The organism is Bifidobacterium crudilactis (assembly GCF_000738005.1).
Taxonomy (GTDB): Bacteria; Actinomycetota; Actinomycetes; order Actinomycetales; family Bifidobacteriaceae; genus Bombiscardovia; species Bombiscardovia crudilactis.
Window position 1 is genome coordinate 732,851 of record NZ_JHAL01000002.1, and the last position, 16,224, is coordinate 749,074.

The window sequence follows — 16,224 nt, forward strand, 5'->3', positions numbered from 1 at the left end:
TATGACTGATCCGATTCCAACAGCTGGCGAAACGACCATCATTGGTATGCCAGCACTTCATATGCCCGTGGTAACCAGCGCTGATCGACCTTTGTCGAAGGACGACCTTGAAACGATCGCAAAGCTTTCCGAGGGTACCGCATTGTTGATTTCCACCAGGGGAGCCGTTTCCGGTTCGCGTTACCTTCTCGATGAGGACAAGGTGACAGTCGGTAGGGACCCGAATGCCGATATTCTTCTGGACGATTCCACCGTTTCGAGAGCTCATGCCCTGTTCCGGAGAGTCGGGAATGCCTTCCACGTCGTGGATGCAGGAAGTCTCAATGGGACCTACGTCAACCGTGAACGTGTTGACGACGCCGAATTGCACAACGGGGACGAAATCATGGTGGGGAAGTTCCGCCTGGTATTCTTCACGAAATCCGCTGTTATGCAGTCACTCTGATTCCTGCTGCGGCGTTAGACTGAAATCATTAGTCAGAATTGCATGCTTGGAATTTCAGGCATGTGGGGATTTCAGAAGCGAGAGGCGCAGAGATGACAGCAGACGGGCGTGACGGGCACAAAGACGGCGAGACTACTCTCAGACTTCATGTTCCTTTGGAGCAGCGTGACGATCTCAGAGCCGATGATGCGATACAGGGGGAGTTGTTCGGTTTCCCCGAGGATGACAGTGACATCCGTGGTTACCGTGGCACCGTAGCGTCCAAGGTGGCCGGAATCACCTACCGTCAACTGGATTATTGGGCGCGTAAGCAGATTGTCGAGCCTTCTATCAACCCTTCACACGGTTCGGGATCACGCCGACTGTATTCCTTCAAGGACATCGTGATTCTCGCAGTGTCCAAGAAGCTCCTGGATGCCGGTGTGAATCTGCAGAATGTCACGACGGCCATCGGGTACTTGCTCCAGCGCGATGCGCAACATCTCGAAGACGTAACCATCATGTGCGACGGCTCGGATGTTCGAGAGTGCACCGATGTCGAACAGCTTTCCGAGATGATGAATTCCGGCAAGGCCGTCTTCGCAGTGTCGGTGAGCTCGTTATGGCATCAGATGGAACAGCAGCTCGAGCACGAGGACTTCGTGGAAATTCGTCGTTCGTCAAATCGCAAGCCAGCAGGACGTCCTATCGACGAGCTGACTGAAATGCGCATGCGTCGCCGTCTGGAAGCACAACGAACCGAACGCGAAAGAGCCTAACTCACTAGGGTCCCGTTGGTTTCTGCAGTCAATTCTGGTACCCACGGGACCACCCAAAAAGACTACACATAGGGATTGGAAAACCATATCAACAACGCCGTTGATTTCTATTTGGTCCCAGTCATTGTCTGATTCACAGTACGCATGTTACTCCGTGCACGGTACTCATATGCTCAGCAAGCAATGCAGTCACTACAACGGTTGTACTGGAGTTTCGCCACAAACCAGGTATTGGATTGTGATAAGAAATCCAGTCATATAGACATACGGCACCTATAAGGGTAACAGTGCCGTGTGCGTGTGGTTATGTCAGCAAGTGTGGTGTTGCTTGCGATATAACCACACGACGTTACGAGGAATAGTGCTGCATGCGTGTGGTTATGTCAGCAAGTGTGGTGTTGCTTGCGATATAACCACACGACGTTATGTCAGATGGAATCTGACATAACGTACATTATCGGCTAACCTTGAAGTATTCCTCAACAGCACCGTCAAGTTCTTCTACGTGCTGGATGATACGGCATGCGCCGTGCTGTTTGAGTTCGCCTTCTTCGGCGTAACCCCAGGCGCATCCTATGGCGTCCAGTCCAACGGCGATGGCGCCGTCGACATCGGTCCAGCGGTCGCCGACCATCACGGCACGGTCTCCAGCGTCACTGTGGAATCCGATGTGGTCGAAAGCGTATCGGATGACCTGATCTTTGTTGATGCGGCTGTTGTCTTTGCTGGCACCATAGATTCCGTCGACCATATTGTCGATGCCGAAATGTTTGCATACGGGAATGGCCTGGTATTCGGGTTTGCATGTGGCGACGGCCAGAAGGTATCCGTCCTTGCGTAGCTGTTCGAGTTGCTCCGGTATACCGTCGTAGACGGAATTCACCAGGCACCCTGGCACCTTATGCTGAGGATTCATCGGATCCGTGAAGTGGTCGATTTCCGAGTAGTACTTGCGGTAGAGTGCGACGGCTTCGGTCAGGGTCGTGCCACTGAGGCCATTGCGCTGCAGGGATTCGATGATTGCTGGACCTATGAAGCGATGGAGTTCTTCCTGGTCGGGAATCGGCTGGTGCAGGTCGGTCAGCGTCTGTGTGACGGATGCGATGATGCCGGGTGCGGATTCCGTCAAGGTGCCGTCCAAGTCCAGCAATACTATGCGTTTCGCTGTTGTTGCCATATCCGTATCTTTCCCCTAGCGGTGCCTTGTAGCGACGCTCGTTTCGTCACCGATGCATGCACCCGTCACCTATGCTGTGATACTGCAATTGGCACGGTGCTAACAGTTAATGATTCGAGGTTACTCGTAGTCGGGTATCCATCCGTCGTGGTGCATGTGGAGGCGTTTCTCCAGCAGGGTCTTCAACTCGTCTTCGCTGCGTCGTTCGAGAAGCATGTCCCAGTGGGTTCTTGTCGGCTTGGTGATTTCGTCCGCCTGTGAGTCGTGCTCCCCCTCGCGTTTGGCGATCGAACCGCAGCGGCACTCCCACTCATCGGGAATCTCGGCTCCTTCTGCGAATGGCAGGATGGTGCGATGACCCTTCGGACATACATATGCGACGTCCATACGTGCCGCGAAATCGACGTTATCGTCGGATTCCAATGATTTTGCACCAATGCTCATACCGCGCAAACTGCGTTCGGCCATACTGCCTCCTCAAATTGTCCTTATCCAAACTACAAAACAGCGGGGACGTCAGGATTATTCCGCTCCCGACGATGTTCCTTCATGGGAGAATTCCGCGATATTCCTGACAGTCGATGCCAAATCAGTCCACACCTGAATATGCGACGATGCCGCGGTTGACCAGATCGGAGGCGATGACGGCCGTATGGGCGAGCTCATCACCGGATTCCGGAAGGTATGAACCGATCTGCGCGATCTGACTGAGTATGTCGGCAAGACGCTTCGCGTTACGCACGAAATCGCCGCCGGTCATCTCGCTGTCCTTGAGGATTGTGGAGAGTTCCTCTCCCCCCGCCCATGCATACATCATGTCGCACATTCCAAAATCCAGTTCTTGTGAGGCATCCAGGCCGTTGTCCTCACACAGGGTGTTGATCTGACCCCAGACACGGTTCATTGATTCGGCACTGCGCATCACGATGCCGTCGGGACCGCCTGGATAGCTTCGTGGGGCACCGCCTTCACCACGGCGTGACTCGTACACCATGGATGACAGTACGGACGCCAGTTCCTGTGGGTCCAGCTCATCAAGGATGCCGCTCAGCAGTATCTGTGACAGCACGAGGTCCTGATCACTGTAGATTCGTCTGAGCAATTGCCCTCTTGATGTCAGCACATAATCCGATGTCGGTGCTTTCGCAGGAGATGTCGCTTCTCCTGCCGTCGGGCCGTTCCTATCCGGAGCATTGGCGACTGTTCGGGTCAGATAGCCGAGTTCCTCCAGGATTCCGCAGATACGGTCGAATCTGCGGGCGACGGAACCTGTACGTGATTCGAAGCGATTGGAGATGCGTTCGTATTCGCGTTCCTCTCTCGCCCAGCGATGCCCCCACCTGAGATGAGCTTGCAAATCCGGGCAGGATCGGCATGGGTGTTCGCGTTCCCGCTCTTTCAACATGGCGATTCTGCGGTCCAGTCGGCTGAATGCTCGGCTGCGTTCCTGTTCGGAGGAGAAGGGGCGGTGCTTGAGTTCGCGCCTCTCCCCTTTCTGCGCGTCGGCCAACTGCATGCGAATGGTCATGAATTCCTTGAAATCGCCGTACTCGCAGGTGAATGCCTCCTCATACCCTTGCAAGGCGTGTTTGAGCGTGTCCATCTGGGATTCGAGCTGCCAGGCGGACTCGTTGGCCTCCCACTGTGCGAAGGAGTGGTCCAAGGTGATGCGTGAACTTTCGTAGTCGCTGGTGTTCAGCAGGTTCACGGCCATATTGAAGGTCGGCTTGAAGCTTGAGTGCAGCGGATAGACACGTTTGCTGGAAAGGGATGCGGCCGTTGACGGTACGAAACCACGATGGTCGACGACGATGGCATGACCGAGGGTGTCGATGCCTCGTCTGCCCGCGCGGCCGGTCAGCTGGGTGAACTCCCCCGGTGTCAGAGCCACATGCCCTGTGCCATCGAACTTTTCCAGTTTTTCGACGACGACGGATCTGGCGGGCATGTTGATTCCCAGGGCAAGGGTCTCAGTGGCAAAGACCACCTTGATGAGTCCTTCCTCGAACAGGCGTTCGACAATATGACGGAACAACGCTACCATGCCGGCATGATGGGATGCGAAACCTTCTTCCAGAGCGAATCTGAAGTTGCTGAAATGCAAGGTCTTCAAGTCATCTCTGCTGAGCTGCCCTTCGACCATGTCGTCGACGATGCTTCTGATCCTTCTGGATTCCTCGTCCGTCGTCAATTCCAGACCTGCTCTCAAACACTGTTCGACAGCCTGGTCGCAACCATTGCGTGAAAAGATGAAGTAGATGCCTGGCAACATACCGAGATAATCAAGCTCATCGACGACTGCCCAGCGACGCGGGACATGTCTGTCCGTCCCTTCATTCCGACCCGCGACACGAGGATGCCGTGACTGTCTTCTGCCGTGGTCCGCGCGTTCGTGACTTCTGCGTGCTCTGTGGTCGAGCTGTTCCAAGCGATTGACCAGTTCGGGATTGAGCTTAAGCGTCTGCTGCTTCGAAGCCTTGCGCCTGTAAAGATCATAGAGTTCAGGTTCGTCGGAGTCGCTGGCCTGCACCATGATGTGCTGTTCGAGTGGCACCGGTCGACGTTCGGAAACGACCAGCGTCGTGTCACCACGCACGGATTCGATCCACGAGGAGAAATCCTCGACATTCGACACGGTTGCCGACAGCCCTATGATTCTCACCGACTGAGGAAGGTGGATGATGACTTCCTCCCATACGGGTCCGCGGTACCGGTCAGCGAGGAAATGCACCTCGTCCAGCACCACGTACCGCAGGGCGTGAAGCGTCGAGGACTGCTCGTAGAGCATGTTGCGCAACACCTCGGTGGTCATCACGACGATGTCGGCCTCCGAATTGATGGAGGTGTCTCCGGTGAGCAGCCCGACCCTGCTCTCGCCGAAGACAGAGACGAGATCGTGGTACTTCTGATTGCTCAGGGCCTTGATTGGAGTGGTGTAGAAGGCCTTGACGTTGCGCTCCTGCGCTAGGAACACCGCGAAATCGGCGATAACCGTCTTGCCGGCACCTGTAGGAGCCGCCACAAGGACATTGCTTCCCGATTCAAGGGCGTCCATCGCCTGCAGTTGGAAATCATCGAGGTCGAAGGGCAGAGTTCGCATGAACCGTGCTGCTGCGCTGGTGCTGTGCTCCTGCCTTCTGCGAGCCTCGGCAAAGCGCCTGGCCGGGCTCAGTGTCTCATTGTGCGCTTCGCCCGGTGTTTCGTTCCCCTTGCTGACCTCAGAGCCGTCACCGATTCGAGAGGATTTGCGCTGTCGCTTAGTCATGATGTTCGGACTTCCCTGAATATGTGATGAGGCCGCCGTGTAGTGGTCTCGGGGAATTGACATCGCGATTACTCATTGAAATGTTTCCACTGCTCCCAACGTTGCATATGCTTCAGACGTCTGTCGGCTTTGCGCTCCACGACTCTGGCGTGTGCGGTGGCATAGCGTTCAGAAGCCACTCTCAGATCGCGTGTGAACAACGGGGGCTCAGTGCTCTCGGCATCGGCGGAAGGTTGATTCAACGCAGCGAATTTCTCATTGACCGTCGAACCGAGTTGCGAGACCTTTCCCATGGCCCGCAGTGCATGGGTGACCACGTACCAGGCACCTACGCCCAACACGACGAACATGCCGATCGTGATGACCAGCCATATCCACCAAGGCATGACGTCTCCTTTTCAGTCGTCTACTAGAGTGACTTCCTGTTCAAGACTCAGCTCCCGACGTGCTCGCGCGAGAATCATTGTCCTGAGAGTACCCGGTGCAACAGCCACGATATGACGAGCGTGCGAGATGCAGAATGCCACGAACCATGAATCCGAGGATACGGTCAGGTGGACCTTCTCTCCCTCTCCGTGTGCTTCGGTTCTGGCATCGGGAAGCGATTTCGTGAAGGGCAGATCGGGCTTGTCGGTGATGAACATCGCAGCTGTACCGTTGTCAAAACTCCATTTTCTCAATTCACTAATCGGAGCATCGGGGAATTCCACCTTGTGCAAAGGCGTGAGCAGCTCCGCATGCTCGATACGGGCCAGTCGGAGCATCTGCCACGCATTCGAGGACGTGTCGCTTTTTCCGTTGCCATTAAGAGGCCTGACGCCGTTGACGTCGGGTTCCGTTCTCTGACTTTCGCTGATTGCGTCGCCGACATCGGTCCAGACTGCGGTATAGTACACGCCTTCGTCAACGTATATCTTCGCAGGGGCGACGATCTTCCGGCGGGTTCTTCCGGCGCCGTCGGTGTACTCCATATCCAACAGCGAAGCAGTGTCGATGGCACGCTTCACCACGGTGAAACTCGTCGGTTCCAACTCGTAGCCTGTAAGGCTTAGCCAAGGGGTCTCCCCCGGCTCCACATGCTGCCTGAGGCGTTTGTACAGCGAGTCGGCCTGGGCACGGGATTCGTCGGGCAGCAGGGGCGAATGCGCCAGATAGCTGACCGAAGCGGTTATCAGACTCAGGTATTGCGGGGACACGCCGGCAAGTCGTTCCAAGCCGAGTGAGTTGGTTGCCGAGACGATGTTCTCCGTGTCCAGCAGCGACCAGTCGATGTCGAAGAACTGACTCCCGGCCATTTCGCCGTCATCGGACACGGTGGTCAGGGTGTTGATGTCCTTGTGAATGACGTTGACGGCGCGTTTGAGCTCGTCGTCGTTGCGGGTTTTGCCGACGAAGCGTTCCGCGAGTTCGGCCAGGGAGAATTCCTCCCCGAGGTGCGCCGAAAGGAACAGCATCAGGCGCAGTCTTCTGTCGACCTCGGAGCCGGTCTGGAAGGATGCATTGGCCCGCTGAGCGAGGTTGTCATCCAGCTCCGCAACGTCGTGGTCCGGGGTGCGGTCGCGTTCGGACAGCGACACCTCATGAGGCTCATCGTTCAGTTCCGTATTGGAGGCCTCGGCGAATTCGGTAGCCGCCACAAGCCTTCGGTGGAAGGCGTCAGCCGCTTCGCGAGGACTGATGATGGTCGAACCCGGGTGTTCGAGCACGAACATCGCCAAATCGTCGGAATCCGTATAGGCGACGTTGATGTGTTCGCCGTCCACATCCACGGTCGCTGCGAAACGTCGTGAGTCGATGACGCGTTGCAAGGCATCCGGAATGGTTTGCGTACCCAGTCCGGGGGCGATGGAATCCAGGCCTAATCCTGGAATCGGTATCTGAGGGACGCGCGGTGTGGTCCGTGAACTCTGATGCACCTGTTGTTCCGCCGTCTGGGACATGGAAATCGAACGTGCCAGGTAGTTCGCTGCGGCGAGTACGGGGAGGTCATCGAGATCGAAGCGCAGTCGTACCCGTGGTTCATCACCGAGCTGCAGACGGTAGGATGCGAAATCCTGACCCTCCGATTTGGAGGAGTACTCAGGTTGTCTCGATTCGATGGCAATGCCCATCGCGGCCAGTTTCGCTCTGTCGCGCTGGAACTGTTTCGCAAAAGCTGCCTTGGCGGCTTGATCCGCCAGCTCACCATATGAGTCGGCATATGCCTTGACTCGTTGAGCTATCTGACGAGAGGTAAGCCATTGGGGGAAAGCGGAGGACAACACTGCAAGAACATCCAATTCATGTTTCCCCCACTTGTCGGAGAACCGTCGCCTACCATTCGTTCCCTCTGCCATTAGTCCTCGCGTATCACTAAAATCCTGAATTGACCATGCATGAAGCCACGCACTCTATCCATGATAGATGCTTTTTGTCATTCTGACTGCATATTCCTCTAATATATGAGCCATTTTCTTGTGTGGCGGAACCATCATCACGGATGACGTTCACAGCCACTCGTCGGGTTCAATCCCCTGCGGACCTACGTACTCGCCATTCGGAACGTATGACGGATAACCGAGGTCTTCAAGCACGGCATCCCCGAACATGGACACATTCTGTCCAAAAGTCCAGTCGCCCTTGATGGTTACCGAGTTCGCGGCCGCGAGCGACGGTACTGAGTACGGGAAGCGCTCATTGAAATCGTTGATGTTCTTGTAATAGCGTTCATCAAGCTCCACATTGGGGAAGATGTAATTGCCATCCTCCATTTCAAAAGAATCGGTGAGATGGAATCTGTCCGAACGCATGATGAGCAGGTCGTCGGTGGTCTTAACGGGAAGGAAGCGCATTCTGTCCACTTCGATGCAGGTGGCGTCATCGAAGAGGTTGATAGCCGAACCCATCGCCGTTTCCAACTGAATCACCGCCGGTGAATCAGGGTCGCTCGGGTCGACGGTCTTGTCGTTGCAGATGACGGGAAGCGGCAGCACTCCGTCGTATTCGTCGAGTTTCTCCTGCAGAGCGTCGACGCGCACCCAGATGCTGTTCGTATTGAAGTACGGATGCTTCTTGATGTTGGTCGCCGCTCGTTTGTCTCCAGGACGAACCTGACTCATCTCGCGAAGCAGCAGCTGTCCGCTGTGCTTGTCCACGACGATATGCCCGCCCTTGCGGTCGGCGTTCGTGCGTTTTGCGACTTCGACCATGAAGGAGGAACCCGATTCGGCGAAATGGCCGGCTATCGTTCTGGAGGGGCGGGCACCGAGATTGTCGGAGTTGGAGATGAAGAGGTATTCGATGCCTTGTTCCTCAAGTGCTTCCAGCAACCCGGATTCGTGGATTGTGGAGAACACATCGCCGTGTCCTGGCGGGCACCATTCGAGGTCACGATTATCGGGGAAATCGACGGGTTCTCCGGTGTCGGCCAGTATCTTGGGCTCGATGTGCTGAATGATTTCGACCGGGATGTCGTGCTGTTCGAAGGCCTTGGTTCTGTTCAGCACGCGCTTGGTGTCCGCTGAGGTGCGGAAGGAATTCATGAAGGTCAAGGGCAGCGGGACTTCCAGCCGTTTGCGTGCGGTAAGGACCTGGCCGAGGATAATATCCAGGAAACGCATCTGACGTGCCTTGTGACGGCGGACGGGAAGCATGGACTTGGCCCCTTCAAGACCCATGGATGTGCCGAGACCTCCGTTGAGCTTCAGAAATGCCGTTTTGGAAAAAGCCTCGAGGGCCTTGTCGGCATCTATGCTCTCGTGTACGTCTCTGACGGAGGGAATGTCCGTGAGCGCTTTGATGTTCTTCTCGCTGATCGCGTCTCCGGATTCGTCCTGTCGCCAAGCGCTGTAGAGTCGTTCGAACTGCGATATGGCTACTTCGCTGAGCCCTTTGTCGCGCATCTTGGCTGCCGATTGCTCAAAACCTGCATCGCTCATGGTCGGTCTCCTTCCAGACACAATATCCACCAGTCTAACCGCTCCCGGTCCGGTGAAGATTTCATCCCTTTGGAGAATTCGCCCTATCGGCTGCCGATTTCACTCATTGTGCGCAGATATCTGCATCATGAGGATAGTTCTCGCTAAGAATTAGAAGCATATTGCTGTTCTTGTGATGCAGTTATCTCGTTCAGGTTCGCTGGATGGCGCACTGGCGCAAATAGTCTGCGCCGATCGGGGAAGTTGAACCGCTTCGCGGCGCTGTGATTAGCGAAGTGCGCTCGATAAATTGCGCACTGCTACAAATAATGCACTGCATTGTTTGAGAAGTTGAACCGTTTTGCGGTGCTGTATTTTGCGGAGTGCGCTCGATTATCTCGCACTGCCACAAACAGTGCACCGCACTGTTTGTCGGGCCAGCGAGATTTGAACTCGCGACCCCTTGACCCCCAGTCAAGTGCGCTACCAAGCTGCGCTATGGCCCGACGGTGCTGAGAAGCACCAAGGAGATAAACTACCACAAAGGTTGGATTTTGCCAAAACACATCAGTGCAGTCGAATCACCAAGACACAGGCGATGTCCTTTGACCTGGTGATTCAACCGCACGCTGATGCGAATGCATGGCTTCGGTCACTGCTCGGAAGAAGTGACGCTGAAAGCATGCAAACGTCTGACGCGAGTTCGAATATGCCGTGTTGGCACTTTGATGAATCTCAGCTACAGCCGCAATCAGCCCCATAGCTCTTCGGAGGCCAATGCCGCGCCTTTGGCGAGCGTGTCGAGCTTGGCCCAGGCGATATGAGGATGAACACGCCCACCGAGCCCGCAATCCGTCGATGCGATGACGTTCTCCTTGCCGACCAGGCTGGCAAATCGTTCGATCCGGTCGGCGACCAGTCGGGGGTGTTCGATGACATTGGTCGAATGGGTCACTACGCCGGGGATGATGACCTTGCCCTCCGGCAGCTTATGATCCTCCCACACACGCCACTCGTGCTCGTGGCGCACGTTGGCGGCTTCGAAGGTGTATCCACCGGCATTGATCTGCAGTACCTTGTCGATGATGGCTTCGAAGGGGATGTCGGTCGTATGAGGACCATGCCAGCTCCCCCAGCAGACATGGAATCTCACCTGTTCCTCCGGAATGTCTTTGAGTGCATAATTCATCGCGTCGATTCTCGGTTGGATGAAGTTGAGATAATCGTCGATGGACGGCTCCGGGTTGATCTGATCGAAGCCTTCGGCTATCGAAGGGTCATCAATCTGCAATTCCAAGCCGGCGTCGGTAATCGCCTTGTACTCTTCGTGGAGCGCATCGGCCCAGGCGAACAGGAGCTCCTCGTCGCTGCCATAGTATTCATTGCCCATACGAGCCGCCGAGCCCGGGGACACGGCCGTGATGAAACCCGTACCGGCACCTTCGCTGGTCAAGGCTGCCTTGAGGTTGCGAATATCTTCGGCAACGGCCTCCTGCCCGATGTAGGTAATCGGCCCGACAACGCTGGGATACGCGGTTGCGGTCTTCCCCACCAGAATGGCGCCGTTGGGATCTGTGTAGACATCCCTGAAACGAGTCCAATCACGCCTGTCGAGGAAGGTGGTGTACCGCAGATGCCCGGGCGTGCTCCTGACAGGAGCCGCATCGAAGGGGTCGGAATCGGCAATGCGCAGACCTCCGACACGTTGCGCGATGTAATTCCACCAGGCTCCGTAGTCGACCGGCGAGCTCATCGCCTTGCCGTATTCCCCGTCGTTGGGAATATCGACGCCGACTTCGCGCTGATGCCGCACGACCTCGTCGACTGCGGCGCTTTCCAAAGACTCGAATGCTTCGTTGCGTTGCAGCGTGTACCCGTCTTTGGCGAATTGCCGTGCGGCATTGGCCTCAATGAGTTGTTCGCTGCGTGGAAGACTGCCAGCGTGAGATACCAGAATGTGACTGTCGTTATGTAGCATATTCCCACGATAGGGCTTTTCGCCCGTATGCAGGTCGAGTTGCCCACGATGTGCTCCCAGCGAATTGAACTCGACGTGCTCTTCGCCGTGTCCGCAATGAAGTACCGAGCCTGTCTCAGAAAACATCCTGACAGACACATGACCTGTGTATTGCAGCATGCGGAACCGTGCACTGAGCTTATGAGTATCCCTCCCTTCGCGACTTCCGAATACCTTGGAGAGTGCGAGGAGAGGGATTGACGAGTCCGCGAAACGTTTACTTTTTCCTGCGCTTTTCGCGGATATTCACGGAAATCTGTATCGGAGTGCCTTCGAAACCGAATTCCTCGCGCAATGACCGTTCGATGAATCGCCGGTACCCATGCTCAAGGAAGCCGGTGGCGAAGATGACGAATCGCGGCGGCCTGTTCGAAGCCTGGGTGGCGAATAGAATGCGTGGCTGCTTGCCGCCTCTGAGCGGATGCGGATGGGCAGCCTGTATCTGCCCGAGGAAGGCGTTGAGGCGTCCGGTCGGTATTCTCTTGTCCCAGGACACCAGTGCGGTTTCCATCGCGGAGAGCAGACGGTTGGTATGCCATCCGGTCAGTGCCGACAGGTTCACTCTCTGCGCCCAGGTCACTCGCTCGAATTCGGTTTCCCAAAGACGTTCCAGACGCTGACGTCCGAAATCATCGAGCAGATCCCATTTGTTGAAGATGAGCACGATTGCACGACCGGCGTCTACCGCCTGGCTCATAACCTTCAGATCCTGGTCGGAGATTGGTTGAGAGGAGTCGAAGAGCACCAGGGCCAGTTCGGAGCGTTCGATGGCGGCCTGGGTGCGGAGACTCGAATAGTAGTCGGCGCCCGAAACTTTGTGCATGCGGCGTTTGATACCGGCTGTATCCACAAAAAGCCAGTCCTCACCGGCGATGTCGATTACCTCGTCGACAGGGTCGCGCGTGGTTCCCGCCAACTCGTTGACCACCGCCCGTTCCTCGTGGGCCAGTTGATTGAGCAAGGACGACTTGCCGACATTGGGTCTGCCCACCAGAGCGACTCGCCGCAAACCAGTTGGGGTCAGATACCCGGAAGTCGCCTCCGCAGAGGCGAGACCGGCGATGGCGGCATCCAGAAGCTCGCCGATGCCCCGACCGTGCATAGCAGAAATGGCGTATGGCTCCCCCATCCCAAGCTTCCAGAATTCGGCGGCCATGTATTCGCCACTGCTGTCGTCGACCTTGTTCACTGCGAGAAGTATGGGCTTTCCTGACGCCCTCAGCATCTTGACGATGCGTTCGTCGCTTGCCGTCAGACCGACCTGCCCGTCGACCACCAGCACCACTGCATCAGCGAGCGTGACGGCGACCTGTGCTTGGGATGCAATCGCCGATTCGATGCCTTCGACATCGGATTCCCAACCGCCGGTATCGACGAGCCGGAAATCGTGCCCCGCCCATTCCGCATCGTATCCGACACGATCCCTGGTGACTCCGGGAGTGTCTTCGACAACGGCTGCTCGACGGCCCAGGATGCGATTCACCAATGTCGATTTGCCGACATTGGGTCGGCCCACTATGGCGAGTACGCCGACCTGACGCGAACGTCTGGTGTCTTCATCCGAGGCCGAGCCGTCTGACTCGAGCAAATCACGGTCGTCGTCCTCAAGTTCGTACCCGTTGAGGTTCGCGGCATATTCCTCGTACGACTTCTTCTCGATCGCATCTTCGACCAGAGATATCAAGGCATCGAGCGTCTGCTCGGCATTCATGTCGGAGTTGTCGACGGTGGTGACGCCATCCGCCGCGCTCAAGAAGCTGGTGACTTTGGAATCCGCTTTGTCTCGGGCACGAACGTCATCCTGGCCCACACCTTGGGCGGACTGCCCTGCTCTTCTGGCGGCGCGCACCTCCTCTCGCGCTGTCAGCAGCACTCGTACGTCGGCCTGTGGAGCCACGACGGTGGTGATGTCGCGACCTTCGGCCACGATGCCCTCTCCCCCGGAGTACGAATCCTTTGAGGACTCGGCAGCGATGTACGCCTGTTGAGCGGCAATCAGCACATTGCGTACGGGAATGATGCCGGAAACCGCCGATACGTGAGCGGAGACCTCATGACTGCGAATCTGCTCGGTGATGTCCTTGCCATCCGCAAGAACCGTTGGGTTGTCGGGGTTCACGCCGAAGTCTGCGTGCCCTTCAGTGAAAAAGTCACCGACGGTCTCGGTGATGTGCTGCTCGTCGACCGACACTGAATCAAGGTCTATGCCCTGGTCGAGGCACCACCAGGTGCAGGCACGGTACATTGCGCCGGTATCCAGATAAGCAAGACCGAAGTGTTTCGCCAAGGCCTTGGAAACCGTTGATTTTCCCACTCCTGCCGGGCCATCTATGGCAACGGTGATCATAGACCGACCTCCTTTTCGAGTGATTTCACCTCGGTGGCCGACAATACCCTGAATGAACCGGGTTTCACGTCGCCAAGCTTGATGGGGCCGATCTGCGTGCGGACGAGACGGGTGACGGGGAATCCGATCGCGCCGAAGATTCTGCGGACAATGCGGTTCTTGCCGGAATGCAGCACGACCTTGACGATGGTGTGTTCACGGCTTTGATCGATGATCGCACAATGGTCCAGAGTGATCTGACCGTCATCCAGACGCACTCCCTGAGTGACCAGGCGGCGACAGACGTTTCCCCCGATCTTGCCCTCAAGGGTGGCGATGTAGGTCTTGGAGACCTCGTAGCGAGGATGCATGACGTGCTGCGACAGTTCGCCGTCGTCGGTCATGAGAATGAGACCTTCGGAATCGTAGTCCAGTCGTCCCATATGAAACACGCGCTCATACTTGTCGCCGATGATGTCCCGAAGAGTGAAACGACCCTTGGGATCGTCCATCGTCGAAAGCACCTTCTTCGGCTTGTTCAGCGCCAAGGTGATGTGGCGGTTGTTGATATGGATTCTCGATCCGTCGACACGAATCTTCTGGCTGCTCGGGTCGACACGCGAACCGAGTTCGGTGACCAGCTCGCCATCGACCTCCACTCGACCCTCGGTGATGATCTGTTCGCATTTTCGACGAGAACCGAAGCCCGCCTGGGCCAGGACCTTCTGCAATCGGATGGCGTTCGCTGAATCTTCATGCGCCTTATTGGCGCGGGAATATGAATGAGGCATCGTTCTCCCAACGTGGCCGTATACAGCTTGTATGAAATGTTGTCTGGTAACAATAGACTCGTTCATAGTACAGCATGAACTTCGACTGGTACTATGACAATCGTTTACGGGTTAAACCGAACAAAGGTATATTAAGGAACGTTTACATGACAGGTAATCAATACTCCGGCAATCTCGTGGAGAAACCACAGCTCAACTCAGAAACTCCGATACGAGTCGGTGCGGAGTTCGCCGGGACTTTTCTGGTGACATTCGCGCTGTTCGTCGTCGGCACCCTGGGACAGGTACTCTACGGAGCCAACGTGTTCTTTGTTGCCGTGGCGACTGGTCTCGCCTATGCCGCGGGAAGCGCGCTTTTCGGCCGTGTCTCCGGCGGGCATTTCAATCCTGCGGTGACGGTCGCCGCCGTGTTCACCGGCAAAACCGCATGGCTTGAAGGTATCTTCTATGTCATCGCCCAGGTTCTCGGTGCGGTGGCCTCGGCGGCCATCGTCGTCAATTTTCTGCCGGTTTCCAAAACCGTGACATCTTCGATGTGGCTGACCTCGGCGGTGAATGGTTTCGAGGCCGGTTCGGTTTCCAATAGCATGCTGTCCCAAGCAAGCATCACCTTCAGCGTGACGATGGCGATTATCCTGGAGATCATCGCAGGACTTATCGTCGTCGGTGCGGCCGTCAGCACCCTTCGTCAAAACGGGGAAGCGGACAAGCAGCACGTCCTGTATTCGGGCATCGCCTATGGCATCGGCGCTGCAATCACCTTCCCAGTCACGGGAGCCGGACTGAACCCGGCGCGTTCGACGGGTATCGCCATCTTCGCTCAGAACAAGGGCCTGACTCAGGAACCTCTTCAGCAGCTCTGGGTGTTCTGGATATGCCCGATTCTGGCCGCCGCCATCGTCGCCTTGGTCATCATCATCACGAATATGATCAGAGCGTCATACGCTTCGAAGCTCACGGCATCAGATTCACAGGAAGAGGACCTTGACTTCGTGGAAAGCGACGAGGTGGTGTACAGCTCCGAAAGTCCGGAATACTCATCGGAAAAAGACTCCGAAGAAGCCGAGCAGCCTCTTACGTCACAAGAGCAAGCGGATGCTGAAGTAAGTGATGAGAAGTCCAAGTCCAAGAGCGATTCCGATAAAGGTATCGAAAGCGACTGATCGCACTTTCCAAGGGCTGCGTTCGCGCAGTATCAGGCGCAACACAGCACAGAACATGGCTGCGACGGAGATGATAACCGTCGCAGCCATGTGATATCCGAGCCAGGCTACAACACCGCTGATAACGACAATGACGCCGACAGCCCACTCAAATACCGGATTGCCTTCGTGACTCTCGGATACGAAAGGGTGTGAGTTCTTGTGCTCGCTCAAATTCCGGGATTCATGACTGCCCATGTCCACGACTCCTTTGTGTCAATGATGATATTGAACCGTCCTGGTTCCCAACAGTCATTCAGCCGACAGTGTTTCGGCGGTGCTTACATCGTAATCATGCATTTACTCGTGCATTTACACGTTCTCGGATGTTGAAAAGAGCTCGCTCC

Annotated in this window: 13 protein-coding genes and 1 tRNA gene; 3 read left to right on the forward strand and 11 right to left on the reverse strand. The window is 56.2% G+C overall.

Annotated elements, in window-relative coordinates; genetic code table 11:
- The first annotated feature begins 1 nt into the window (after position 1).
- Both DB51_RS05395 and DB51_RS05400 read left to right on the forward strand, forming a co-directional pair.
- On the forward strand, positions 2-445 hold the full coding sequence (locus DB51_RS05395; protein ID WP_034252370.1) for an FHA domain-containing protein: 444 nt from the start codon (positions 2-4) through the stop codon (positions 443-445).
- Positions 446-537: 92 nt separating this feature from the next.
- Positions 538-1,203 (forward strand): MerR family transcriptional regulator, encoded by a 666-nt coding sequence (locus DB51_RS05400; RefSeq protein WP_034252373.1) that lies wholly within the window; start codon positions 538-540, stop codon positions 1,201-1,203.
- A 454-nt stretch (positions 1,204-1,657) separates the two neighbouring features.
- Here DB51_RS05400 and DB51_RS05405 read toward each other — a convergent pair whose 3' ends face one another.
- From DB51_RS05405 to DB51_RS05450, 10 genes are all read right to left on the reverse strand, one after another.
- Positions 1,658-2,380, reverse strand: coding sequence for an HAD hydrolase-like protein (locus DB51_RS05405; protein WP_034252375.1), 723 nt, complete (start codon positions 2,378-2,380; stop codon positions 1,658-1,660).
- Positions 2,381-2,500: 120 nt separating this feature from the next.
- Positions 2,501-2,848, reverse strand: a complete 348-nt coding sequence (locus DB51_RS05410; protein WP_034252376.1) for an RNA polymerase-binding protein RbpA — start codon at positions 2,846-2,848, stop codon at positions 2,501-2,503.
- A gap of 121 nt (positions 2,849-2,969) precedes the next feature.
- Positions 2,970-5,645, reverse strand: coding sequence for a DEAD/DEAH box helicase (locus tag DB51_RS05415; protein WP_034253899.1), 2,676 nt, complete (start codon positions 5,643-5,645; stop codon positions 2,970-2,972).
- Between the two features lie 68 nt (positions 5,646-5,713).
- Complete coding sequence (locus DB51_RS05420; protein WP_034252378.1) at positions 5,714-6,031, reverse strand: hypothetical protein; 318 nt, start codon at positions 6,029-6,031, stop codon at positions 5,714-5,716.
- Between the two features lie 12 nt (positions 6,032-6,043).
- On the reverse strand, positions 6,044-7,981 hold the full coding sequence (locus DB51_RS05425; protein WP_034252380.1) for a helix-turn-helix transcriptional regulator: 1,938 nt from the start codon (positions 7,979-7,981) through the stop codon (positions 6,044-6,046).
- A gap of 150 nt (positions 7,982-8,131) precedes the next feature.
- A complete protein-coding gene (locus DB51_RS05430) occupies positions 8,132-9,562 on the reverse strand; it encodes a UTP--glucose-1-phosphate uridylyltransferase (protein WP_034252381.1) in 1,431 nt (476 codons plus the stop codon).
- A gap of 411 nt (positions 9,563-9,973) precedes the next feature.
- A tRNA-Pro gene (locus DB51_RS05435) sits at positions 9,974-10,047 on the reverse strand.
- A 245-nt stretch (positions 10,048-10,292) separates the two neighbouring features.
- A complete protein-coding gene (locus DB51_RS05440; protein WP_034253902.1) occupies positions 10,293-11,519 on the reverse strand; it encodes a cobalamin-independent methionine synthase II family protein in 1,227 nt (408 codons plus the stop codon).
- A 256-nt stretch (positions 11,520-11,775) separates the two neighbouring features.
- Complete coding sequence (gene der / locus DB51_RS05445; RefSeq protein WP_034252383.1) at positions 11,776-13,905, reverse strand: bifunctional cytidylate kinase/GTPase Der; 2,130 nt, start codon at positions 13,903-13,905, stop codon at positions 11,776-11,778.
- Entirely contained in the window at positions 13,902-14,675 is a 774-nt protein-coding gene (locus tag DB51_RS05450; RefSeq protein WP_034252385.1) for a pseudouridine synthase, read from the reverse strand. Before DB51_RS05450 ends, der begins: the two co-directional genes overlap by 4 nt.
- Positions 14,676-14,821: 146 nt before the next feature.
- On the opposite strand from DB51_RS05450, the gene DB51_RS05455 reads away from it, so the two are divergent.
- Entirely contained in the window at positions 14,822-15,838 is a 1,017-nt protein-coding gene (locus tag DB51_RS05455; RefSeq protein ID WP_084674576.1) for an MIP/aquaporin family protein, read from the forward strand.
- Here the strand turns inward: DB51_RS05455 and DB51_RS10435 are convergent.
- The gene (locus DB51_RS10435; RefSeq protein ID WP_238548315.1) at positions 15,755-16,075 is read right to left on the reverse strand and encodes a DUF3017 domain-containing protein; all 321 of its coding nucleotides are present in this window, start codon (positions 16,073-16,075) and stop codon (positions 15,755-15,757) included. The genes DB51_RS05455 and DB51_RS10435 overlap by 84 nt on opposite strands.
- Between the last annotated feature and the right edge of the window lie 149 nt (positions 16,076-16,224).

What these genes read in the sequence shown, in the direction of transcription:
- der (WP_034252383.1), bottom strand. Translation starts at nt 13,905, where the DNA reads ATGATCACCGTTGCCATAGATGGCCCGGCAGGAGTGGGAAAATCAACG.
- DB51_RS05400 (WP_034252373.1), top strand. Translation starts at nt 538, where the DNA reads ATGACAGCAGACGGGCGTGACGGGCACAAAGACGGCGAGACTACTCTC.
- DB51_RS05425 (WP_034252380.1), bottom strand. Translation starts at nt 7,981, where the DNA reads ATGGCAGAGGGAACGAATGGTAGGCGACGGTTCTCCGACAAGTGGGGG.
- DB51_RS05420 (WP_034252378.1), bottom strand. Translation starts at nt 6,031, where the DNA reads ATGCCTTGGTGGATATGGCTGGTCATCACGATCGGCATGTTCGTCGTG.
- DB51_RS05440 (WP_034253902.1), bottom strand. Translation starts at nt 11,519, where the DNA reads ATGCTACATAACGACAGTCACATTCTGGTATCTCACGCTGGCAGTCTT.
- DB51_RS05405 (WP_034252375.1), bottom strand. Translation starts at nt 2,380, where the DNA reads ATGGCAACAACAGCGAAACGCATAGTATTGCTGGACTTGGACGGCACC.
- DB51_RS05395 (WP_034252370.1), top strand. Translation starts at nt 2, where the DNA reads ATGACTGATCCGATTCCAACAGCTGGCGAAACGACCATCATTGGTATG.
- DB51_RS05430 (WP_034252381.1), bottom strand. Translation starts at nt 9,562, where the DNA reads ATGAGCGATGCAGGTTTTGAGCAATCGGCAGCCAAGATGCGCGACAAA.
- DB51_RS05410 (WP_034252376.1), bottom strand. Translation starts at nt 2,848, where the DNA reads ATGGCCGAACGCAGTTTGCGCGGTATGAGCATTGGTGCAAAATCATTG.
- DB51_RS10435 (WP_238548315.1), bottom strand. Translation starts at nt 16,075, where the DNA reads ATGGGCAGTCATGAATCCCGGAATTTGAGCGAGCACAAGAACTCACAC.
- DB51_RS05415 (WP_034253899.1), bottom strand. Translation starts at nt 5,645, where the DNA reads ATGACTAAGCGACAGCGCAAATCCTCTCGAATCGGTGACGGCTCTGAG.
- DB51_RS05455 (WP_084674576.1), top strand. Translation starts at nt 14,822, where the DNA reads ATGACAGGTAATCAATACTCCGGCAATCTCGTGGAGAAACCACAGCTC.
- DB51_RS05450 (WP_034252385.1), bottom strand. Translation starts at nt 14,675, where the DNA reads ATGCCTCATTCATATTCCCGCGCCAATAAGGCGCATGAAGATTCAGCG.